Source organism: uncultured Aliivibrio sp. (assembly GCF_946479765.1).
In the GTDB taxonomy this organism is placed as follows: domain Bacteria; phylum Pseudomonadota; class Gammaproteobacteria; order Enterobacterales; family Vibrionaceae; genus Aliivibrio.
This window is the reverse complement of sequence record NZ_CAMLHO010000020.1, coordinates 15,786-37,471: the sequence shown is the minus strand read 5'-3', so window position 1 is coordinate 37,471 and position 21,686 is coordinate 15,786. Positions and strand designations below refer to the sequence as shown.

Annotated in this window: 20 protein-coding genes; 16 read left to right on the top strand and 4 right to left on the bottom strand. The window is 39.7% G+C overall.

Going from position 1 to position 21,686, the window contains the following annotated elements; genetic code table 11:
* Position 1: 1 nt before the first annotated feature.
* Both feoB and Q1K78_RS09495 read left to right on the top strand, forming a co-directional pair.
* Positions 2-2,278, top strand: a complete 2,277-nt coding sequence (feoB, locus tag Q1K78_RS09500) for a Fe(2+) transporter permease subunit FeoB (protein WP_300177397.1) — start codon at positions 2-4, stop codon at positions 2,276-2,278.
* Entirely contained in the window at positions 2,275-2,517 is a 243-nt protein-coding gene (locus Q1K78_RS09495) for a FeoC-like transcriptional regulator (RefSeq protein WP_300177394.1), read from the top strand. The genes feoB and Q1K78_RS09495 overlap by 4 nt, the downstream gene beginning before the upstream one ends.
* A 175-nt stretch (positions 2,518-2,692) precedes the next feature.
* Here Q1K78_RS09495 and pta read toward each other — a convergent pair whose 3' ends face one another.
* Together pta and Q1K78_RS09485 are read right to left on the bottom strand one after the other, a co-directional pair.
* Positions 2,693-4,864 carry a phosphate acetyltransferase gene (gene pta, locus Q1K78_RS09490; RefSeq protein ID WP_300177392.1) on the bottom strand — a complete coding sequence of 724 codons (2,172 nt, stop codon included), beginning with the start codon at positions 4,862-4,864 and terminating at the stop codon, positions 2,693-2,695.
* 63 nt (positions 4,865-4,927) lie between these two features.
* Positions 4,928-6,124, bottom strand: coding sequence for an acetate kinase (locus Q1K78_RS09485; RefSeq protein WP_300177389.1), 1,197 nt, complete (start codon positions 6,122-6,124; stop codon positions 4,928-4,930).
* A 318-nt stretch (positions 6,125-6,442) separates the two neighbouring features.
* Between Q1K78_RS09485 and yfbV the strand changes: the two genes are divergently transcribed.
* Entirely contained in the window at positions 6,443-6,892 is a 450-nt protein-coding gene (gene yfbV, locus Q1K78_RS09480) for a terminus macrodomain insulation protein YfbV (protein ID WP_300177384.1), read from the top strand.
* 235 nt (positions 6,893-7,127) lie between these two features.
* Positions 7,128-8,996: a methyl-accepting chemotaxis protein gene (locus tag Q1K78_RS09475; protein WP_300177381.1), complete on the top strand. Its 1,869-nt coding sequence runs from the start codon at positions 7,128-7,130 to the stop codon at positions 8,994-8,996.
* Between the two features lie 100 nt (positions 8,997-9,096).
* Here the strand turns inward: Q1K78_RS09475 and argS are convergent, their stop codons facing one another.
* A complete protein-coding gene (gene argS / locus Q1K78_RS09470) occupies positions 9,097-10,830 on the bottom strand; it encodes an arginine--tRNA ligase (protein ID WP_300177378.1) in 1,734 nt (577 codons plus the stop codon).
* A gap of 184 nt (positions 10,831-11,014) precedes the next feature.
* Here argS and Q1K78_RS09465 point away from each other — a divergent pair, with 184 nt between their 5' ends.
* Complete coding sequence (locus Q1K78_RS09465) at positions 11,015-11,611, top strand: VOC family protein (protein ID WP_300177375.1); 597 nt, start codon at positions 11,015-11,017, stop codon at positions 11,609-11,611.
* An 81-nt stretch (positions 11,612-11,692) separates the two neighbouring features.
* Here Q1K78_RS09465 and Q1K78_RS09460 read toward each other — a convergent pair whose 3' ends face one another.
* Positions 11,693-12,760: a methyltransferase gene (locus Q1K78_RS09460; protein ID WP_300177443.1), complete on the bottom strand. Its 1,068-nt coding sequence runs from the start codon at positions 12,758-12,760 to the stop codon at positions 11,693-11,695.
* Positions 12,761-13,036: 276 nt separating this feature from the next.
* Here Q1K78_RS09460 and Q1K78_RS09455 point away from each other — a divergent pair, with 276 nt between their 5' ends.
* The 11 genes from Q1K78_RS09455 to Q1K78_RS09405 are packed head-to-tail and all read left to right on the top strand — an operon-like array spanning position 13,037 to position 21,684.
* Complete coding sequence (locus Q1K78_RS09455) at positions 13,037-13,756, top strand: beta-ketoacyl synthase chain length factor (protein ID WP_300177372.1); 720 nt, start codon at positions 13,037-13,039, stop codon at positions 13,754-13,756.
* 3 nt (positions 13,757-13,759) lie between these two features.
* Complete coding sequence (locus Q1K78_RS09450; RefSeq protein WP_300177369.1) at positions 13,760-14,557, top strand: lysophospholipid acyltransferase family protein; 798 nt, start codon at positions 13,760-13,762, stop codon at positions 14,555-14,557.
* Positions 14,558-14,564: 7 nt separating this feature from the next.
* Positions 14,565-14,822 carry a phosphopantetheine-binding protein gene (locus tag Q1K78_RS09445; RefSeq protein WP_300177366.1) on the top strand — a complete coding sequence of 86 codons (258 nt, stop codon included), beginning with the start codon at positions 14,565-14,567 and terminating at the stop codon, positions 14,820-14,822.
* A gap of 11 nt (positions 14,823-14,833) precedes the next feature.
* Positions 14,834-15,085: an acyl carrier protein gene (locus Q1K78_RS09440; protein ID WP_300177363.1), complete on the top strand. Its 252-nt coding sequence runs from the start codon at positions 14,834-14,836 to the stop codon at positions 15,083-15,085.
* Positions 15,085-15,645: a hypothetical protein gene (locus Q1K78_RS09435; RefSeq protein WP_300177360.1), complete on the top strand. Its 561-nt coding sequence runs from the start codon at positions 15,085-15,087 to the stop codon at positions 15,643-15,645. Before Q1K78_RS09440 ends, Q1K78_RS09435 begins: the two co-directional genes overlap by 1 nt.
* Entirely contained in the window at positions 15,621-17,009 is a 1,389-nt protein-coding gene (locus Q1K78_RS09430) for an AMP-binding protein (RefSeq protein ID WP_300177357.1), read from the top strand. The genes Q1K78_RS09435 and Q1K78_RS09430 overlap by 25 nt, the downstream gene beginning before the upstream one ends.
* Before the next feature lie 11 nt (positions 17,010-17,020).
* Positions 17,021-17,395, top strand: coding sequence for a 3-hydroxyacyl-ACP dehydratase (locus Q1K78_RS09425; protein WP_300177354.1), 375 nt, complete (start codon positions 17,021-17,023; stop codon positions 17,393-17,395).
* Between the two features lies 1 nt (position 17,396).
* Entirely contained in the window at positions 17,397-19,088 is a 1,692-nt protein-coding gene (locus Q1K78_RS09420; protein ID WP_300177351.1) for a glycosyltransferase family 2 protein, read from the top strand.
* The gene (locus Q1K78_RS09415) at positions 19,078-20,613 is read left to right on the top strand and encodes a histidine ammonia-lyase (protein ID WP_300177348.1); all 1,536 of its coding nucleotides are present in this window, start codon (positions 19,078-19,080) and stop codon (positions 20,611-20,613) included. Before Q1K78_RS09420 ends, Q1K78_RS09415 begins: the two co-directional genes overlap by 11 nt.
* Complete coding sequence (locus Q1K78_RS09410) at positions 20,613-21,071, top strand: acyl-CoA thioesterase (protein ID WP_300177345.1); 459 nt, start codon at positions 20,613-20,615, stop codon at positions 21,069-21,071. The genes Q1K78_RS09415 and Q1K78_RS09410 overlap by 1 nt, the downstream gene beginning before the upstream one ends.
* On the top strand, positions 21,064-21,684 hold the full coding sequence (locus tag Q1K78_RS09405; RefSeq protein ID WP_300177342.1) for an outer membrane lipoprotein carrier protein LolA: 621 nt from the start codon (positions 21,064-21,066) through the stop codon (positions 21,682-21,684). The genes Q1K78_RS09410 and Q1K78_RS09405 overlap by 8 nt, the downstream gene beginning before the upstream one ends.
* The last annotated feature ends 2 nt before the right edge of the window (positions 21,685-21,686 follow it).

The window sequence follows — 21,686 nt, the reverse complement described above, 5'->3', positions numbered from 1 at the left end:
AATGCAATATCAAGTATTAACTGTAGGTAATCCAAACAGCGGTAAAACAACGTTATTTAATGGTCTTACCGGAGCTAAGCAGCAAGTAGGTAACTGGGCTGGTGTTACTGTTGAGAAGAAAACAGGTAGATATACGTGCTCTGGTGATGAGTTTCTATTAACCGATTTACCAGGCATCTATGCATTAGATAGTGGTAATGACGTTAATAGCCTTGATGAAACTATCGCCTCTCGTGCTGTGTTAACGCACGATGCCGATGTAATTATTAATGTTGTGGATGCATCGTGTTTAGAGCGTAGTTTATACATGACATTGCAGTTACGTGAGTTGGGTCGCCCAATGATCGTGGTGCTTAATAAGATGGATGTATTAAAGCGTCAGCGACAAGTTTTAGATATTAAAGGGCTGGAAAAGAAGCTAGGTTGCCCTGTATTAGCACTATCGGCTAATAACAATGGTCAAGTTCATAAGTTTAAAGAGAAACTGCATAAGTCTATTGTTCAAGGCATTAAGATGGTTCCATTGGACTTGTCATACGGTGAAGACGTAGAAGCAGCAATAACAAAAGCATCAGATTTATTTAATAGCAAGTATGCATCTAGTCGTTCTCTGGCTATTCGTGCATTAGAAAACGATGCGTTAGTGTTAAATACATTAGAGTCAAATAAAAGAAATAGCATTGCGAATATAGTTAATGTATTGAGTACGAAAATTGAAGCTGATTTTCATATTGCTGATTGTCGATATACATTTTTACACCAATTATGTCAGCAGTTACGTCGTCAAGAAGGTGGTTTGAGCCACAGTGTTAGTGAAAAAATAGACAGTGTAATATTAAATAAATGGATAGGTATCCCATTCTTTTTCTTCGTTATGTATCTAATGTTTATGTTCTCTATCAACATAGGTGGCGCATTCATTGATTTCTTTGATATCGGTGTTGGTGCATTGTTAGTTGATGGTGGGCATTATTTATTAGATGGACACTTGCCTGTTTGGTTAGTCACATTAATTGCAAATGGTGTTGGTGGTGGTATTCAAACCGTCGCAACATTCATTCCTGTTATCGGTTGTTTATACCTATTCCTATCTTTGCTTGAAAGCTCGGGTTATATGGCTCGTGCGGCTTTTGTTCTTGATAAAGTAATGCAGAAGATTGGTTTACCGGGAAAAGCATTCGTTCCTTTAGTGCTTGGTTTTGGTTGTAACGTTCCTGCTATCATGGCGACTCGTACATTAGAACAAGAGCGTGAGCGTAAACTGGCAGCGTCAATGGCTCCATTTATGTCATGTGGTGCTCGTTTACCTGTATACGCACTATTTGCTGCTGCTTTCTTCCCAGAAAATGGCCAGAACGTGGTATTTGGTTTGTATTTCTTAGGTATTTTAGCTGCTGTATTTACGGGTTTACTGCTGAAACATACTATCTACCCTGGTCGTAGTGATACGTTCATTATGGAAATTCCAGATTATGAATTTCCAACAATGCGTAACATCATGATTAAAACGTGGCAAAAGCTGAAACGTTTTGTTCTTGGTGCGGGTAAAACTATCGTTGTTGTTGTCACTATTTTAAGTTTCTTTAATTCATTGGGTATGGATGGTTCATTTGGTAATGAAGATAGTGAAAATTCTGTATTATCAAAAGCGGCTCAAATTGTGACTCCAGTATTAGCGCCAATTGGTATTCAAGAAGACAACTGGCCAGCAACGGTTGGTATCATCACCGGTATTTTTGCTAAAGAAGCGGTTGTCGGTACACTAAATAGTTTATATGCAGATCCTGCTGATGAAGATGCTGAGTTTGATTTGATGGCTAGCCTGGAAGAAGCAGTAATGTCTATTCCTGATAACTTATCTGGTTTAAGTTACTCAGATCCACTAGGTGTTGAAGTCGGTGATTTAACTAATGCTAGCGCCGTTGCAGAAGACCAAGGTGTTGCTGATTCAATCTTTGGTAATTTACAAGCTCACTTTGTAACAAGCGCAAGTGCAATGGCTTATTTAATTTTTATCTTGTTATATACACCATGTGTTGCAGCTATGGGAGCATACATGCGTGAGTTTGGTCGTCAATACTCTTACTTTATAGCTGGTTGGACAATGCTATTAGCTTATGTGTCTTCAACGTTATATTACCAAATTGCAAACTTCTCTAATGCGCCAATGACAAGCAGTATGTGGATCGCGATTTCCCTTATTGTCATGGCTATTACTTACCTTGCATTAAAACGTAAGAGTAGAGAAGTAGAACAACAAGAGGCAGCCTTAGTATGATCCTGACAGAGCTTAAGCAATATATTGATGAAGAAGGTCGCGTAGAGCGGATCACGTTAGCTAAGAAATTCAGCATGAGTGAAGATGGCGTTGATGCAATGCTTGAGCTTTGGGTTAAAAAAGGTAAGTTAACTCGTGAGCTTATTGGTTGTGATAAGACTCAGTGCTGTCAAGAAGCAGAGCGTGTTTGGTATCGACCTGCTTATAAAGATGAGTTAATGACTACTTACATACGGTAATTATCTAGTTTTCAGTAGATAATAAATAAAAACGAGAGCCAGTTGGCTCTCGTTTTTTTTCTAAAACCCAGCCCTTAATTTCTCGTCCTGCTTTTAAAGCATAAAAAAAGACACGCAATTCTCATCGCGTGTCTTTCTATTTTTGTTAACTAAGCCTTACTGCTAAGGCATGAAATTAGTTAATTACTTTTTCAGCTTTCTCTGCTTCTTCAGCTTGAGCAGCTTGGATAGCCGTTAGTGCTACTGTGTAAACGATATCGTCTACTAGAGCGCCACGAGACAAGTCATTTACAGGCTTGCGCATACCTTGAAGCATTGGACCGATAGAGACTAGCTCAGCAGAACGTTGAACTGCTTTGTATGTTGTATTACCAGTGTTTAGGTCTGGGAATACAAATACAGTTGCTTTACCAGCAACAGGAGAATTAGGTGCTTTAGAAGCAGCTACATTTTCCATGATTGCAGCATCGTACTGTAGCGGACCATCGATGATCAGATCAGGACGTTTTGCTTGAGCAAGTTTGGTTGCTTCACGTACTTTATCAACGTCTGCACCCTTACCAGATTCACCAGTAGAGTAAGAGATCATTGCAACGCGAGGGTCGATACCAAATGCCGCTGCAGAGTCAGCAGATTGGATAGCGATTTCAGCAAGTTGCTCAGCGGTTGGATCAGGGTTGATCGCACAGTCACCGTATACAAGTACTTGATCAGGCAGAAGCATGAAGAAGATAGAAGATACGATAGAAGCATCAGGGGCTGTTTTGATGATTTGGAACGGAGGAACAATCGTGTTTGCTGTGGTATGAACCGCACCAGAAACAAGACCGTCAACTTCACCCGCTTCAAGCATCATAGTACCAAGGAATACAGAATCTTGTAGTTTCTCACGAGCTACAACTTCAGTCATGCCTTTCGCGCCACGTAATTCAACTAAACGAGCAACGTAGTTTTCACGTACAGCAGCAGAATCGATGATCTCAACGCCAGCGCCAAGCTCAACACCTTGTTGCGCTGCAACACGACGGATTTCTTCAGGGTTACCAAGAAGAACACAAGTCGCGATACCACGTTCAGCACAGATAGCCGCAGCTTTAACTGTACGAGGCTCATCGCCTTCAGGAAGAACGATACGTTTAGCCGCTTTACGAGCAAATTCAGTTAACTGGTAACGGAATGCTGGTGGGCTTAGACGACGGATACCTTCAGTACCTTCAGATAGAGAGTCAATCCAAGGGCCATCAATGTGGCTAGCAACGTGTTCGTTAACAAACTCAATACGCTCTTTATCATCCGCAGGTACTTCAAGGCTGAAGCTTTGTAGATTTAGAGAAGTCTGCCAAGTGTTTCCTTGAGCCGTGAAGATTGGAAGACCAGCATCTAGTGCAGGCTTACAAAGATCAGCGATTGACTGAGGAATTTCGTAACCACCAGTTAGTAAGATTGCACCGATTTCAACGCCGTTCATTGCAGCAAGACATGCAGCAACAATAACGTCAGGACGGTCAGCAGAAGTTACTAATAGAGAGCCTGGTTTGAAGTGCTCAATCATATGCGGTAAAGAACGTGCACAGAAAGTGATGCTCTTAATACGACGAGTCGCGATTTCACCTTCATTGATGATTTCAGCATTAAGGTGCTTAGCCATGTCGATTGCACGCGTAGCGATTAGATCTATTTTCCAAGGCACACAACCAAGAACACGGATAGGACTAGAGTTGAAGATTTGCATTACTTCAAGGTTAGTCTTAGTCGTATTATCAGCATCATCAAAGATTTCAGATAAATCAGGGCGAGTACGACCAGCTTCATCAACAGGCGCATTAAGCTTGTTGATGATAACACCAGCAATTTGCTTATTCTTAGTGCCACCGAAGTTAGAACATGCTACTTCGATACGCTCTTTAAGTTGAGAAGGGTTGTCTGTACCAGGAGTCGCTACAAACACAATCTCAGCACCCAATGTTTTTGCGATTTCACCATTTAATTGGTTCGCAAATGGGTGCTTACGAGTAGGAACAAGACCTTCGATAAGCGTCACATCAGTGTCTTCACTAATAGACTTATAACGAGCAACGATTTCTTCTAAAAGAACATCAGTTTGATCGTTACGTAGAAGCTGTTCAGCACGAGCAACCGTAGTCGGTTCAGCGGCTTTAATATCGCTGCTGCTAGTCACAATTGAAGTAGTTAGATCAGGTTGATCACCACCATGACGAGGCTGAGAGATAGGTTTGTAAAAAGAAACGCTTACGCCTTTACGTTCCATAGAACGTAAAACACCCAAACTTGCGCTAGTTAGACCAACACCAGCACTGATTGGAACAAGCATAATAGTACGAGACATGAAAAATTCCTCTACACTATAAAAGAAAAAAGGCTAACCCAATGGCTAGCCTCTTAGGAGATATTATAGACCAGTTAGTTTAGCTGTGTCTTCTGCGATTACTAGCTCTTCGTTAGTAGAGATAACCATTGCAGGAATGCGGCTGTTTGCTGTAGTGATAGTACCTTCACCACCGAAACGCGCTTTAAGGTTCGCTTCGTTATCAACTTCGATACCGAAGATACCTAGACGGTTAAGAACCATTTCACGGATTGGTGCAGAGTTCTCACCGATGCCGCCAGTGAAAGTGATTGCGTCTAGACGACCTTCTAGTGTTGCTGTGTAACCTGCAACGTATTTAGCTAGACGGTGACAGAATACATCCATCGCACGAGTTGCTTCTTCTTTCTCGCCGTAGTTATCTTCAACGAAACGACAATCAGAAGTCACTTGAGTTAGACCTTGTAGGCCAGACTCTTTAGTTAGCATGTTGTTGATTTGCTCAACAGAGTAACCTAGTGCGTCATGTAGGTGGAAAATGATCGCAGGATCGATATCGCCACAACGCGTACCCATTACTAGACCTTCAAGAGGAGTAAGACCCATAGAAGTATCTACAGATTGACCGTTCTTGATAGCACATACAGATGCGCCGTTACCTAGATGACAGTTGATGATGTTTACTTCTTCAACTGGCTTGTTTAATAGACCAGCAACTTCACGAGTAATGAACAGGTGAGAAGTACCGTGCATGCCGTAACGACGGATGCCGTGATCTGTATATAGGTTGTATGGTAGAGCGTATAGGTAAGACTCTGCAGGCATTGTTTGGTGGAACGCAGTGTCAAATACCGCAACGTTTTGAAGCTCTGGGAAGTTTGCTTTAGCAGCTTCGATACCGATGATGTGAGCAGGGTTATGAAGAGGTGCAAAAGTTGCAGCGTCTTGAATACCTTTAAGTACTTCATCAGTGATAAGTGCTGATGCAGTAAATTGCTCACCACCGTGTACGATACGGTGACCGATAGCGCCTAGGTTAGCTTTAAGCTCTGGCTTAGAAGCAAGAATAGATTCAACCATAAACGATAGAGCTTCTTCGTGAGCCGCACCTTCACCTAGTTGAGCTTCGTGCTTGCCATCAAGTTTCCACTTAATACGAGCTTCAGGAAGACCAAGACACTCAGCAAGACCAGTTAAGTGCTCTGCACCAGATTCTGCGTCAATAACCGCAAATTTAAGAGAAGAACTACCGCAGTTTAAAACTAAAACCAGCTTAGACATGTATAAATACCTATTTATTCATCAGTAATTAGAGTTATGTCGTAATGACATAGCAATGACAAATGTAGTCGTTTAATTGATAAAAACTACATTTGTACAAAAAAAATTGGCTATCCTTAGAAAGAGCATTACAGCAGTCCTTGCCGATTTATCTACTTTTAGCTTATAGTAGAACTACAGTAAAAGATAAATCAGCGCATAGGATAACGATTGTGCGCTAAGATAACAAAAATATTTTAAGATAATATTAATTCTAATCAAGTTTATTCTGTATTTTTTTGAATAATTAAACTTTTGTTTAGAAATTAAGGGGGCAATATGAGTGAAAACGGTTTTCTATTCCGATTTCGAGACGGCCAGACTTACATGGACGCTTGGCCTGAGCGAAAAGAGTTAGCTCCAATTTTCCCTGAGCAACGAGTGATTAAAGCCACTAAGTTTGCAGTTAAGGTAATGCCAGCGGTAGCAGTAATTAGTGTATTGACACAAATGGCTTTTAATAATGCTGCTGGGTTACCTCAGGCGATTATCATCGCGTTGTTCGCGTTAAGTATGCCATTGCAAGGATTTTGGTGGTTAGGTAATCGAGCGAATACAAAATTACCACCTGCGCTAATTAATTGGTATAGAGAGCTTTACCAAAAAATTATTGGGTCAGGTGCAGCATTAGAACCAATTAAACAACGACCTCGTTATAAAGATCTCGCTAATGTGTTGAATAAAGCATTTAAATTATTAGATCGTTCAGAACTTGAACGTTGGTTTTAATTTTCGTTTTTTAGCGATCCCCTTTAGTAAAGTAAAAATAGAACATCAAAGATGGTATTTTAGGTGTTCTATTTTTATCTAGTGATAACTGATTGCTTTCAGTTATCGATTAACGCTTAAATGATACTCATAATGAAGTTTATTAAGGATAATTCGATTTCATCGACGATGTTTTCACTGTAAGCATTAAAGTGTAGTTTGTTGTTATCAACAAAACATATTTATAGTTGTGTATATGAAAAATTATTCATTAAAGAAAAAAATTCTTTTTATTACCATTTTATCGTTACTTTCTGTGATTTCGTTGCTTTCTTGGCAGAGTTACTCGAAACAAAAAATGTTGGAGCATGAAACAGCGACACGGCAATTAGCTCGACTTGCTGATGTGCACTCTAAAAAAATTGAAGAGTGGATGAATTTCCGTATCAGCATTGTTGATGGTTTATCTAATTACGTTAGTGATAACGAGGAATTATTGTATCTAGCGGAAGAGGCCGGTAATTTTTTAATTAGTTATTATACTTATTATGATGGTCGCTTACTCACCTCTGATCCTAATTTAGACGTAACTGGTTTAGATTTAAGAGATGCGGATTGGTATATTGATGCACAAAAGCAAAGTGATATATTGGTTACGTCACCTTATTTTGAACCTATTTTGAAAGATACGGTTGTAACCATAGCAAAGTCAACAAAAGACGCCGTTGTCGCATCAGATTTATCTATTTCCATTTTAATTAAACAAGTGGCGGGGATGGCATTGCCTGATAATGGTGAGGCAATACTGGTTGATTCTGAAGGGAAAATCATTGCTTATACTGATGCAGAGTTAGTTCAACAACCGTTATCTAAACTTAGTAGTCAATTAGATCTTAACAAAGTTGAACAAGCGTCTAAAAATAAACAGTTAACTCAAGTTATGTTTGATCGCCAACAAAAAGAAAAATTACTATGGGCGATTAATATTCCTAATATTGATTGGACTTTAGTATTAGCAATAGATAAAGAAACACTAGAGGCTCCATTAAAAGAACAATTAATAAATCAATTAATCGGGGCTGGAGTTGTATTGGTGATTAGTATACTTGCGATGGCCTACATCATGAGTATTATGTTCGCTCCGTTGTTACGAATTACCGCAGCCTTAGCCGAAATTGCTAATGGTAATGGTGATTTAACACAGCGATTAAAAATAGAATCTCATGATGAAATAGGTGAATTGGCTAATAGTTTTAATGTGTTCACTGAAAGTCAGCATATGTTAATTTGTCATATTAACAAACAGAGTATCGATTTAGAGCAAGATGCAACGAACAGTTTAGAAAATAGTAAATCGACAATGATAAGCCTAGAGGATCAGCAAGAAAATTTAATTTCTGTTGCGACAGCAATGAATCAAATGTCTGGTGCTGCGAGTGATATCGCGATGAATGCTGCTCAAACAGCGACAGCAGCACACCAGTCAACGAAAAGCTCAGAAGAAGGTTTAGTGCTGGCTAGTTCTACTCGTCAATCGGTACAGCAATTGGCTTCGGAAGTATCTAATACTACGAATGTGATTAGTGAATTAAATGATCATGTGAACTCTATTTCAGGTATTTTAGTTACAATTCAAGGTATTGCAGAGCAAACGAACCTATTGGCCCTAAATGCAGCAATAGAGGCGGCGCGAGCGGGTGAGCAAGGACGTGGTTTTGCCGTCGTCGCAGATGAAGTTCGAATTTTATCGAAACGAACGCAAGATTCTACACAAGAAATTTATATGATGATAGATTCATTGCAACACTCAACAGGTAGAGTGGTTGATGCAATGAAATCAAATCAAAAAACGGTTGAAGGAACCGTGAATGACATTGATCATTTAGCAATGAGTTTAAATGAAAGTACTCAAGCAATTGCACTAATTTCAGATATGGCAACTCAAATTGCAACTGCGGCTGAGGAGCAAAGTCAGGTTATTATTGAAATGAATGGTAATACAATGACGATTAAAGAAACGAGCGAAGATATCATGATATCTGCTCAAAGTAGTCTAAACCAAGCAGAAGAGTTAAAAATACATGCAGATTTATTAAATCAGCAGGTGTCAAAATTTAAGATTTAATATCAGTAAGAGTAAGTTAGTGATTAGATAATTACGCAGGCTTTAAAAATGCCGTTAATGAAAATTAACGGCATTTTTTATTTATTGATGTATATGTAGGTTACATACGTTCTAGCGTTTCAATACCTAATAAGTCTAGACCTTGTTTGATTGTCTTAGCCGTTAATGCAGCTAACTTCAGGCGGCTTTGCTTAACTGTTTCATCTTCGTTGTTAAGGATAGGGCACGCTTCGTAGAAGCTAGAGAACTGGCCTGCAAGTTCAAATAGATAAGCACACATTAAGTGAGGTTGACCTTCACTTGCTACTGCTTGAACCGCTTCTTCAAATTGCATTAATTTAGTAATCAGTGCTTTTTCTTTCTCATCCGTGATCTTAACTTCACCTGTTAGCTCATCCATAGACAAGCCTGCTTTGCTGAAGATAGACGCAACACGAGTGTAAGCATATTGCATGTAAGGCGCTGTGTTGCCCTCAAATGCCAACATATTGTCCCAATCAAAGATGTAATCTGTTGTACGGTGCTTAGAAAGATCAGAATACTTAACAGCAGCCATTGCAACTGTTGTCGCAATCTTCGCTTTTTCTTCAGTAGATAGGTCTTTGTTTTTCTCTTCGATTAGTGTTGTTGCACGTTGCTCTGCTTCATCAAGAAGATCAGCCAGACGAACAGTACCACCAGCACGAGTTTTAAATGGACGACCATCTTTACCTAGCATCATACCAAACGCGTGATGCTCTAAAGAAACGCTCTCAGGAACATAACCTGCTTTACGAACGATAGTCCACGCTTGCATTAGATGCTGATGTTGACGTGAATCGATGAAGTAAAGTACGCGATCTGCATTTAATTCTTCGTAACGGTATTTAGCACAAGCGATGTCAGTGGTTGTGTATAAGAAGCCACCATCACGTTTTTGAACGATAACACCCATTGGATCGCCATCTTTGTTCTTATATTCGTCAAGATAAACCACTTGAGCGCCATCACTCTCAACCGCTAGACCTTGTTTTTGAAGATCAGCAACGATTGGTGCTAGCATGCTGTTGTACATGCTTTCGCCCATAACATTATCACGAGTAAGTGATACGTTTAGACGATCGTAGTTACGTTGGTTTTGAACCATAGTAACGTCAACAAGTTTCTTCCACATATCTGCACAGAACTCATCGCCGCCTTGAAGTTTAACTACATAACCACGTGCTGTTACGGCAAACTCTTCATCTTCGTCGTACAATTTTTTAGATTCACGGTAGAAACCTTCAAGATCAGACAGTTCCATAGAAACTTCGCCTTTCTCTTTTTGTACACGTTCAAGGTTTGCGATAAGCATACCAAATTGAGTACCCCAGTCACCGATGTGGTTAGCACGAGTAACGTTGTGACCTAAAAACTCAAGAGTACGAACAACAGCATCACCAATGATGGTTGAACGTAAGTGACCCACGTGCATTTCTTTTGCAACGTTTGGTGCAGAGTAATCGGCAACGATGTTTTGTTGTTTTTCCTTAGCAACACCTAAGCGTTCGTCAGCCAATGCTGCTTCTGCTTGTTTTGCTAGAAATTCTTCAGATAAGAAAATATTGATAAAGCCAGGGCCTGCAATTTCAGTTTTGCTAGCGATGCCATCAAGATCTAAAACATCCAGTACTTTCTGAGCAAATTCTCGTGGGTTTGTACCTAGTCGCTTAGCTACGCCCATTACGCCGTTAGCTTGGTAGTCACCAAATTGAGCTTTTGCAGATTGACGAACTGCGGCAGGGCTGCCTGCTGGCGCGCCAGCTGCTTCTAAGGCTTGAGATACTTTGTCGTTAATAAGTGATTGAATATTCAAAGAGTTATCCTTCATATCGCTGTTAAACAGGAATGCTGTTGCATGGAAAGCAAAATAGTCGTTAATAATAGCAATAAAATAGGGGATATTTAATAGTTTCTGCTATTTTTTCTTAAGAGTCTAAACATCAAGTAAAGAGGTTGCTACAATTCGGTTTCTCTTCTTCAATCGTTAGGTTGCTTTCATGTCATCGTTATTATTAAAAGAACAACAATTAGAACCTCAGCAGTTAATTAATGCTTTGCCTGTTTTCATGGATAAAATCCAAACCTTACTTGATGTGCTAGGGCTGGATCTCTCCGATTATCAAGCGGATCATATTGCTTTACGCATTAATGATCGCGGTGTGGCTGAAGCTGCTCATCAAGCGTGGTTGCAACAAGCTAAAGAATGGTCAAATAACGAGATTAATGGTCGTCCAATTATTGCTCTAGGCTTTAATGAAGCGATAAATATCAATGGCTGGTCTATTGAATGTTTAGAATTACCTTATCCGGGAGAGAAAGCGTATCCTCAGCAAGGTTGGGAACATGTCGAGTGGGTTATTCCATGCGAGGTTAATTCGCAAGAAGAATTTCTGACTTACTTATTTTCTATATTTCCTATACTTAAAGAAAAGTGGTCAGAATTGGCGTCTTTGGGTGTGAAAGTAAAGCAGAGTTGCCCATCAGGTGAGGCAGAGCGAGTTGCAAATTATACTGTGGCTTTCAAGCATCAAGGGGTGTGTATTAAATTGCATCCACACAGTTTAAAAGCGGTTATCGAGAGTGAGCAAGCGTAAATAGACTTTAAAAATATAAAGGCATCCAATGTAAGATTTGGACGCCTTTTTTGGTCTTTTTATTGTTATTAATATTTTGGTTTAATTTGCTCGAAGTTCAAGTAGGGTGTGCCCTAAACCAATATCATTTGTTTGTTCAGCAACACTAAAGCCTGCTTCAGCAATGATCTCTAAGAAATCACTACAACGATAAAATCGGCTGTTACCGTTTGCTAAACAAGTAAAGTATAGTGACGTTGCATTTAAGCTATATGACGCAGCGTCGTACTTTTGAGCATCCCAAAATAGCTCAAGAATATAGACTTTAGCATTCGTAGACATTGCTGCGCGAACACGTTTTAAAATACTCAGAATTTCCATAGGAGAGAAACAATCTAAGAACTGGCTCATCCACCATATATCTGCACCTTGAGGTAATGGCAGTGTTTTATCAAGCATATTGGTTGGATAGCCATTTATGCGATCAGCAAAGCCTTGTTGTTCTGCATTTGTTAATGCCATTTCGATTTGTTGTGGAAGGTCAATAATGGTTACTTCAATATCTTTATCATAATTACAGCATTGTAAGGCCCATTTACCAGTGTTACCGCCGATATCAAAAAGACGTTTTGGTTTTTGACTTAATACTTTTTCTAATAAAATAGGGAACGAACGGTCAGAATAGAAATGGTCAAATTTAAACCAGCTTTCTTTTGCTTTTTCAGGTAATTGAGATAAACCTTCATAAATGGTTGGCCAGTCACCAAGCTCTTTCAAGCCAGCGGGTGTCCCTTCTTGAATCGCTTCGGTTAGGTGCATCATTGCGGCGTAACAAACATCAGCGGTAAAATCTAAGTTTGCATTGGTCATGCCATCGTGTAATAAAAAGTGGCCTAAATTTGCTAATACGTAATTAGGCTGATCCCAAGTAACGATATGGGCACTTAATGCCATGTCGAGTAGAACCTTAACGCCATATTCAGAAACACCAGTCTCTTGTACTAATTGTTCTGCGTTTAAGCCTTGGTTTGCTGCTTTATCGAGTGCGGCGAGAATACCAAGATCTCTAAGTGTACGAGCAGTATGAAAAACGATAGGGGCAAAAGACAGCTTTTGAGCTTCTGTTTTGGCTTCTAGCGCATTGAAAGGGTCATTTTTATATTGAGTCACGAAATTAACCATATTATTAGAAGGTGAACGGATCATATCAGTGCTTTAAAGTGAAACTTTGTTCAAAAGCAAGACATTACAGATATTGAATTAAAAGTCATAAATTAATCGCTCAAAATAAAGAGATCAAAAGTGTGATTTGAGCATATTAATTTATGGTTTTATATTTATTTACCGAATGGCTTGCCGTTTTTGTATTTGCGCCAAGTCACAGAATTCATATATCCTATACGAGTAGAGTAACAAAATGTAATGTTTTTACTATTAGTGGGCATCATGGCATACGCAAATTTTAATATTATTGATTGGCACGCAATTTCAGCGGGTATAGAAAGTAAAGATGCGTGGCGACAATGGCAAGGAAATAATTTCACTTGGCTGCAAGGTGAAAAAGCGTCAGTTGATAAAATTCCCGCCATGGCTCGACGAAGAATGAGTTCGTTAAGTAAATTAGCTGTTCAAACTGCACTTACATTAGCTCAAGATCAACAGGTTGATTATTTGATTTTTGCCAGTCGTCATGGTGAATTAACAAGAACGTGTGCTCTATTGGAAGATATTTTAAAGGGCGAAGATGCCTCTCCAATAGCGTTTTCACAGTCGGTTCATAATACGGCTGCGGGATTGTTTACGATTACGGCGAAAAAAGCCATTCCAGTAACCTCAATTGTTGCGGGAGAAAATACCTTTCATTCTGCATTAATCGAAGCGGCTGCATATTTGAGTGATAACTCGAATGATAAAGTGCTCGTGATTGACTTTGATGAACCACTTCCTTCACATTATCAAGAATTCGAACAACAAGAATATCAAGGCTATGCATTCGGGCTTATATTGAGTGCAGGTAGTGAATATTCTCTGCAATGGAACAATAAACCTGCAAACAAACATAATGAGATGCCACATGGGTTGCAATGTATTTCTAAGTTAGTAGGATCGCCCTCTGAATGGATGATTGAGAGTTCATCAATGCAATGGATATGGACGCATAAATAACAAATGACTTTACTTTTACGTATTGATAAATATTGGCGAATTTTTGCTACTGGATTCTGTTTCTCTTTATTTGGAGCTGGTGCCCTTTGTTTAACATTTATTATTTTTCCGCTATTAACGTTTACGGCGAAAAATACCAAACAGCGTGAAATTAGAGTACAAGCGATCATCCAGCTAAGTTTTCTTCTTTTCTGTAAAACCATGCATTACAGTCGAGCTATTCGCTATCAATTTGATGGTGCAGAGTTATTAAAAAATGATAAAAGCTGCCTAATTATCGCGAATCATCCTAGCTTGATTGATTATGTTTTAATTGCTTCACAATTACCGCAATGTGACTGTATTGTAAAAGCGGCGCTATGGCATAATCCGTTCATTCGCGGGATAGTAAGAGCGGCGGGGTATATTCCAAATCGTGATCCGGAATCATTTTTAGAAGAGTGTTCGGATAAGTTAAATTCCGGAAATGTGTTGTTGGTTTTTCCAGAGGGAACGCGAACAACGCCAGGAGTTAAATCTAAACTTCAGCGTGGCGCAGCACAAATTGCTGTTCGTAGTCAGAGTGATTTTAGGATCATTCATGTCACGGTTACACCCAGTTTCTTAACCAAAGAAGCAAAGTGGTATCAAGTACCAGATGTTCGACCTTTTTTTCATATACAAGTGAAAGACAAGGTAGCCATCACCCCTTTTATTGAAGGCGCTGATTCGTCATCTTCAGCAGCTCGAAACGTAAATCGATTTTTAGATACAGCTTTGTATCCTCAAAATGAATTTAATACATCAAAAGAAAATAAGTAGGTCATTGATGGAAGCATTACACAACGAAATTAAACTATTAATTATTGAAGCACTTAATTTAGAAGATATCTCTGTAGATGATATTGAAACAGAAGCACCACTGTTTGGTGATGGCTTAGGTTTAGATTCGATTGATGCACTAGAATTAGGGTTAGCGATTAAGAAAAAGTACAACCTAATATTGGATGCTGACGACACTCAAACCCGCGAACATTTTGCGTCAGTAGCAAACTTGGCAGCGTACATTACTGCAAATCAAGCGTAAGAGAGTAAGTCATGACAGATGCAAATAAAGAACAAGTATTAGAGCAAGTGACGGCTGCATTGGTTGAATTATTTGAAATTGATGAAGCAGATATCACACCTGAAGCTCAGCTGTATACTGATCTTGATTTAGACAGTATTGATGCGGTTGATTTGGTTGTTCACTTACAAAAAGTAACAGGCAAAAAAATCAAACCAGAAGAGTTTAAAGAAGTCCGCACCGTTGATGATGTGGTTAACTCTGTAGCAGCGCTGCTAAAATAATGCGTTGGCTGACGGTACTGTCAGCCATTGCACTGCTTGCTTACCCGCTAGCGGTCTACTATGGTCTTCACTTTGGTGGAATTACGACCGTAGCAGGCGTGCTAGCGGTGTTGTTTTTGGTGCGAATGGTTGGAGGAAAACAAGTTCCAATTAAAGAGCTTAAATACATAGCAGTGATCAGCGGCGGAGCAGGAATTACTCTTGCAGGATTAGGTTGGTTATTTCGATCTGAAGGGTGGTTTACGTTTTACCCTGTGATTGTGAATGTAGTGATGTTTACTGTCTTTTTTTGGACGTTATTTCAGCCTCAAAGCATGATAGAGCGCTTTGCTCGACTTCAAGAACCAGAACTACCACAGAGTGGTATTAAATACACTAGAACGGTAACTAAGGTTTGGTGTGTGTTTTTTATAATTAACGGCTCGATTTCCCTCTCTACCTGTTTTTTAGAGATGAAAGTATGGATGTTATACAACGGCTTTATTAGTTATTTATTGATAGGGACACTCTTTGTCACTGAATGGTTAGTGCGTCAATGGATAAAGAGAAAAGAAGCATGAGTGGATTATCGCTTTCTGGTGTCGGGTTGCAACATGGATTAACGCAATCCGTGTGTTTTGATGAGCAACATAATTATATCAGCCATGATCAATTTCAGCATGATGTCCAACGGGTATGTGGTTATTTATCCCAACAAACTGAAACAAAATGGGCGCTATGTTTTGATGATAGCTATCAGTTTGCGGTCTCTTTTCTTGCTTTAGCTCATGCAGGAAAACATATTATTTTACCCGGAAATCATCAGCCAGCGGCATTAACTGAATTGTCTGAGCATTTTGATGCATTGCTACACGATGACATCATTCAAATTATGCCTTGTGATCAGCATCATCATTACAATGCCATTTCAGATAGCAGTACTTGTCGTTTATCCCCATTAGTATTGAATCAAGTTCGCCTTACCTTGTTTACCTCAGGTTCTACTGACACCCCAAAACCAATAGAAAAAACATTACAATTACTGGATAACGAAATCCAGCAATTAGAACAGTTATGGGGTGATAAGTTAGACGCGACAGAGATTTATAGCACGGTTTCTCACCAACATATTTATGGTCTGTTATTTAGAGTGCTATGGCCATTATGTGCTGGTCGTGCATTTAGCCGAACAAATTTCATTTATCCAGAACAAATTTTATCTCATCAACCTGACCATAAAAAAACAATCATTTGCAGTCCTGCATTATTAAAGCGCCTTGCTGATCATGAAGGTTACAATCACTATCAAATGGTTTTCTCTTCTGGTGGCCCTCTTGCTATTGAAGGGGCAGAGCAGAGTGAAATAAAGCTCTCTTTACGTCCATTTGAAGTGTATGGCAGTACCGAAACCGGTGGTGTTGGATATCGCCAACAAATGGAACCAACGTCGCTGTGGACATTTTTTCCCTCTCACCAAGCTCGCTTGAATATTGAACACTGCTTAGAGCTATTATCTCCATTTATTGATGAGTCATTATGGTATCCGACCAGTGATTACTGTGATTTGTTGGATAATGGTCAGTTCATACTAAAAGGGCGTGTTGATCGAGTGATTAAAATTGAAGAAAAACGCCTTTCACTGACCGAAGTTGAAAAGCGGTTAATGCAACTTGAATGGATTGATGAAGCGGCTGTGATCCCAATGGAAGAAGCAAAACGTACTGTATTAGGTGCGGTTATTGTACTTTCAGAGATAGGGAATGAATTAATGCAACAAGGTACTAAAGGAAAGTTCTGGTTAAAATTACGCTCAGAGTTAAGAGAGTGGTTAGAGCCAGTAGGTATTCCTAGGCGCTTTAGAGCAGTTGAAGAAATTCCATTAAACAGCCAAGGTAAGCGTCAAATACATGACTTACAACAGCTGTTTAATGATGTTAATGATTAGAAGAAGTACTCATGACAAAACGCAAACCGACAATTATTTCTACGCAAACACAGGGTCAAGATGAAAATCAACCAAGTGTTGTTATTACGATGCGTGTGGATGATGACCTTTTGGATTTTACTGGCCATTTCCCTAACCATCCGTTGCTACCTGGGGTAACTCAGGTAGATTGGGCGATTTATTATGGTCAGATGTATCTACAAGCGAATTCTATTTTTCAAGGTATGGAAGTTTTAAAATTTCAGGAACCGATCTTACCTAATACAGACGTTGAACTAGATCTTCGTTGGGTAAAAGACAAAGAAAAACTGTATTTTGCTTTTAGTTCTAAACAAGGTGAGAGTGTGAGTAAGCACTCCTCTGGCCGAATTTTATTAGGGCAATAATATGACAACTTTCCGTCCTTGCTTTCTTATTCCTTGTTATAACCACGGTAAGACTATACCTACTGTCGTTAATTCATTGATGGCTTTCGGTTATCCAATACTTCTTGTTGATGATGGCAGCCAAGCTGATACAAAACAAATTCTAGCGGATGTGTTAGCTGATCATAACAATGTGACTTTAATTACATTCGCTGAGAATCAAGGCAAAGGTGCCGCCGTTATTGCGGGTATTGAAGCGGCTTATCAGCAAAGTTTCAGTCATGCGATTCAAATTGACGCTGATGGGCAGCATGATTTAGAAGCGTTGCCTAAGTTGATTCAAGAGTCACAAACTCATCCAGCGGCTCTGATTTCTGGTCAACCTATCTATGATGAAAGTGTTCCAAAATCGCGGTTATATGGTCGCTATGTAACTCACGTTTGGGTATGGATAGAGACGCTTTCTTTTGCGATTAAAGACAGTATGTGTGGCTTTCGCTCTTACCCAATAGGGCCAACAATCAGTGTTCTTGAGCGTGCCGTTTTGGGACGTCGAATGGATTTTGATACCGAGATCATGGTTCGCATGTATTGGAATGAAACAGATGTTCGTTTTATCAATACTCACGTTATTTACCCTGAAGATGGGATTTCTCATTTTGATGCTTTATGGGATAACGTCAAAATCAGTTGGATGCACACTAAGTTATTTTTCGGCATGCTGCCACGCATTCCGTCATTGCTAAAACGAAAACCAACTCAAGACGATCATTGGTCGTCTCATGCAGAACGTGGCACCATTCTCGGAATGCAGTTACTGTTGTGGGTTTATTCTACTTTTGGTCGCGGTGTTTTCTCATTATTGCTAAAACCAGTTATGGCGTATTACTACTTGCGTGGTGGCCCTGTAAAACAAGCATCTGATGACTTTATTCAGCAAGTAAATGCTTATGCGCGAGTAAAGAGCATTACTTTACCTGAGAAACTGTCCCCATACCGTCACCTAGTTTCATTTGGTGAAACCATGTTAGATAAATTGGCCGCATGGCGTGGTGACTTCTCAGAAAAAAACTTAACTGTACATGGTATCGAACATTATGAAGCGTTATTCAAACGTGAAAAAGGCATCGTTATGCTGGGTTCACATTTGGGTAATCTAGAGTTATGCCGAGCTCTGAGCCGACGACACAAAGATCTTAAAATTAATGCATTAGTGTTTACTGAGCACGCAGAACGTTTTAATGCAGTAATGAAAACAGTTAATCCTCAATCTGAGGTTAATGTGATCCAAGTAAGTAAAATGGGGCCTGATACCGCTATTTTATTGCAACAAAAGATAGACGCGGGTGAGTGGATTGTCATTGTTGGTGACCGTACCTCGGTTACTAAAGAAGACCGAGTTATTTGGGCTGATTTCTTAGGTAAACCAGCGCCATTTCCACAAGGGCCATTTATGTTGGCTTCTATTTTAAAACAACCGGTTTATCTCATGTTTGGCTTACGTGATGACTCACAAAAAGAGCCTCGTTTTGATGTGTATTTTGAACCGTTTTCAGAACAAATTATTTTACCTCGTGGGCAGCGAGAGGAGGCTTTGCAAGAAGTCGTACAGAACTATGCCCAACGATTGGAGCACTTCACACTGAAAGCACCATCGCAATGGTATAACTTTTTTAATTTTTGGCAGTTAACTGGAAAGAAAGATGACAACTAATTCAATTACATTTGGTAAGGGACGTCTGACGATTGAAGACGTTGTTGAGATTGCTAATGGTGCTGATGCACAACTTAATAATGCTGATGAGTTCATTGCAAAAATTGACCGTGGTGTTGAATTTCTAGAGCGTCTTTTAAGAGAAGAAGGCGTGATTTACGGCGTAACAACAGGGTACGGTGATTCTTGTACTGTTGCTATTCCAATGGATTTAGTGGATGAGCTGCCATTACATTTAACCCGCTTTCATGGCTGTGGTTTAGGTGAAAATTTAGATGAGCAACAATCACGTGCGGTATTAGCGACACGTTTATGTTCGTTATCTCAGGGTGTTTCGGGTGTTACTCACGATTTGTTAAATCAAATTGTTACTTTGATTAATCATGGTATTTCACCTCGTATTCCTCAAGAAGGTTCAGTTGGCGCAAGTGGTGATTTAACGCCGCTTTCTTATCTTGCTGCTACCCTTATTGGTGAGCGTGAAGTGTTCTATAAAGGTGAAATTCGCGCAACCGCTGATGTATTTAAAGAATTAAACATCACGCCAATTAAGCTAAAGCCAAAAGAAGGTTTAGCGTTAATGAATGGTACGTCAGTAATGACGGCGTTGGCGTGTTTGGCGTATAAACGTGCTGAGTATTTAGCGCAAATGGCAACTAAGATCACCGCAATGGTTTCTGTGGGTATGCAAGGTAATGACTTCCATTTTGATGAAGCATTATTTGCGGTTAAACCACATCCAGGTCAACAACAAATTGCGGCATGGTTACGTTCAGATTTACATAATGAAACGCCACCAAGAAACAGTGACCGTCTGCAAGACCGTTATTCGTTGCGTTGTGCACCACATGTTATTGGTGTTCTTCAAGATAGCCTACCGTTCTTACGTCAAATGATTGAAAACGAGCTAAACAGTGCGAATGACAACCCAATTATTGATGGTGATAACGAACGCGTATTGCACGGTGGTCATTTCTACGGTGGTCATATTGCCATGGCAATGGACATGCTAAAAACAGCTGTGGCAAACATTGCTGATCTACTGGACCGTCAAATGGCGCAGTTAATGGATTATAAGTTCAATAACGGCTTACCATTCAATTTAACGGGTGCAACAGGCGCACGTAAAGCAATTAATCACGGCTTTAAAGCGGTTCAAATTGGTATTTCAGCGTGGACAGCAGAAGCGCTTAAAGGCACGATGCCTGCGAGTGTATTCTCCCGCTCAACAGAGTGTCATAACCAAGATAAAGTAAGCATGGGTACGATCGCTTCACGTGATTGTCTGCGTGTTCTTCAGCTAACAGAGCAAGTGACTTCGGCTTCTCTATTGGCGGCAACTCAAGCGTTAGTATTGCGTGAAAGACAAGGTGAATTAAGTGATAACGAACTTAGTCCTGAGCTAAAAACCATGCGTGATGCGGTCTTATCAGAATTTGCTTTTGTAGATGAAGATCGCCCACTAGAACAAGACCTACGTAATTTTATTAATAAAATTCAACAACAACATTGGACGCTATATTAATGTCAAACCCTGTGATTAACACGGATGGATCATTAACGTTGAACGTATTAAGTTCAGAAGTGTTGATCACAACGGCTTTTCAAGATGCAGATCCAATGGGCATCATTTACCACGGTAACTATTTCCGATTTTTTGAAACCGCTCGTCATGAGATGCTGAAAAAAATCGGATATAGCTATAACGATATGGTTGAGTCTGGTTATCTCTGGCCAATTATTGATGTTGGTGTCCGATACACAAAATCTATACGTTACGATCATACCATTCGAGTGGTGGCAACACTGACCGAATGGGAAAATCGTATGCGTGTAGATTATGTTATCTATGATGCTGAATCTGGAGTCAGAATGACAAAAGGGCATACGATGCAGGTTGCTGTTGAGATGGAAAACGATGAAATGTGTTTTGTTTCACCTAAGGCATTTACTGATAAAGTAGAGGCTTACCAGAATGCATAATATCAAACGATACCTCTCAACCTTATTACTGTCGTTAAGCGTCTTATTCAGTGCGAATAGCTTTGCTTTTGATGTAAATGACTTACAGCAACAACTCGCTCAATCAACGTTAGTGCGTGGAGACTTTCAGCAAGTTAGAACCATGCAGATGTTTAGCCAACCACTATTAACATCAGGGTCTTTTCTGTTGGATCATGAAGAAGGGCTGTTATGGCAACAAACTAAGCCATTCCCTATTACTCTGACGCTAACGCAAAATAAGCTTCGTCAATCGATTAATGGTGAAGCGCAAGTGATGACGGATGCTGAAAACCCAATGTCATTCTACTTTACACGATTATTCCTTTCGTTATTTAAAGGTGATACTGACACTATTAAAGAAAACTTTACCTTAGTGCTATCGGGTGAGAAAGAAGCATGGACTTTAGTCTTAATTCCTACGACATCACCTATCGACAGTGTATTTAAGTCGATTAAAGTTGAGGGTGGTATCTACTTAAATCGTGTAGTGTTAAGTGAAGTTCGTGGTGACGTAACAGAAATGATATTTATTAAACAATCAAACCAACCTGTGACATTAACAGAAGAAGAATTACGTGCCTTTACCTTCTAATC

What these genes read in the sequence shown, in the direction of transcription:
- feoB (WP_300177397.1), top strand. Translation starts at nt 2, where the DNA reads ATGCAATATCAAGTATTAACTGTAGGTAATCCAAACAGCGGTAAAACA.
- Q1K78_RS09495 (WP_300177394.1), top strand. Translation starts at nt 2,275, where the DNA reads ATGATCCTGACAGAGCTTAAGCAATATATTGATGAAGAAGGTCGCGTA.
- pta (WP_300177392.1), bottom strand. Translation starts at nt 4,864, where the DNA reads ATGTCTCGTACTATTATGCTTGTTCCAATCAGTGCTGGTGTTGGTCTA.
- Q1K78_RS09485 (WP_300177389.1), bottom strand. Translation starts at nt 6,124, where the DNA reads ATGTCTAAGCTGGTTTTAGTTTTAAACTGCGGTAGTTCTTCTCTTAAA.
- yfbV (WP_300177384.1), top strand. Translation starts at nt 6,443, where the DNA reads ATGAGTGAAAACGGTTTTCTATTCCGATTTCGAGACGGCCAGACTTAC.
- Q1K78_RS09475 (WP_300177381.1), top strand. Translation starts at nt 7,128, where the DNA reads ATGAAAAATTATTCATTAAAGAAAAAAATTCTTTTTATTACCATTTTA.
- Q1K78_RS09465 (WP_300177375.1), top strand. Translation starts at nt 11,015, where the DNA reads ATGTCATCGTTATTATTAAAAGAACAACAATTAGAACCTCAGCAGTTA.
- Q1K78_RS09455 (WP_300177372.1), top strand. Translation starts at nt 13,037, where the DNA reads ATGGCATACGCAAATTTTAATATTATTGATTGGCACGCAATTTCAGCG.
- Q1K78_RS09450 (WP_300177369.1), top strand. Translation starts at nt 13,760, where the DNA reads ATGACTTTACTTTTACGTATTGATAAATATTGGCGAATTTTTGCTACT.
- Q1K78_RS09445 (WP_300177366.1), top strand. Translation starts at nt 14,565, where the DNA reads ATGGAAGCATTACACAACGAAATTAAACTATTAATTATTGAAGCACTT.
- Q1K78_RS09440 (WP_300177363.1), top strand. Translation starts at nt 14,834, where the DNA reads ATGACAGATGCAAATAAAGAACAAGTATTAGAGCAAGTGACGGCTGCA.
- Q1K78_RS09435 (WP_300177360.1), top strand. Translation starts at nt 15,085, where the DNA reads ATGCGTTGGCTGACGGTACTGTCAGCCATTGCACTGCTTGCTTACCCG.
- Q1K78_RS09430 (WP_300177357.1), top strand. Translation starts at nt 15,621, where the DNA reads ATGGATAAAGAGAAAAGAAGCATGAGTGGATTATCGCTTTCTGGTGTC.
- Q1K78_RS09425 (WP_300177354.1), top strand. Translation starts at nt 17,021, where the DNA reads ATGACAAAACGCAAACCGACAATTATTTCTACGCAAACACAGGGTCAA.
- Q1K78_RS09420 (WP_300177351.1), top strand. Translation starts at nt 17,397, where the DNA reads ATGACAACTTTCCGTCCTTGCTTTCTTATTCCTTGTTATAACCACGGT.
- Q1K78_RS09415 (WP_300177348.1), top strand. Translation starts at nt 19,078, where the DNA reads ATGACAACTAATTCAATTACATTTGGTAAGGGACGTCTGACGATTGAA.
- Q1K78_RS09410 (WP_300177345.1), top strand. Translation starts at nt 20,613, where the DNA reads ATGTCAAACCCTGTGATTAACACGGATGGATCATTAACGTTGAACGTA.
- Q1K78_RS09405 (WP_300177342.1), top strand. Translation starts at nt 21,064, where the DNA reads ATGCATAATATCAAACGATACCTCTCAACCTTATTACTGTCGTTAAGC.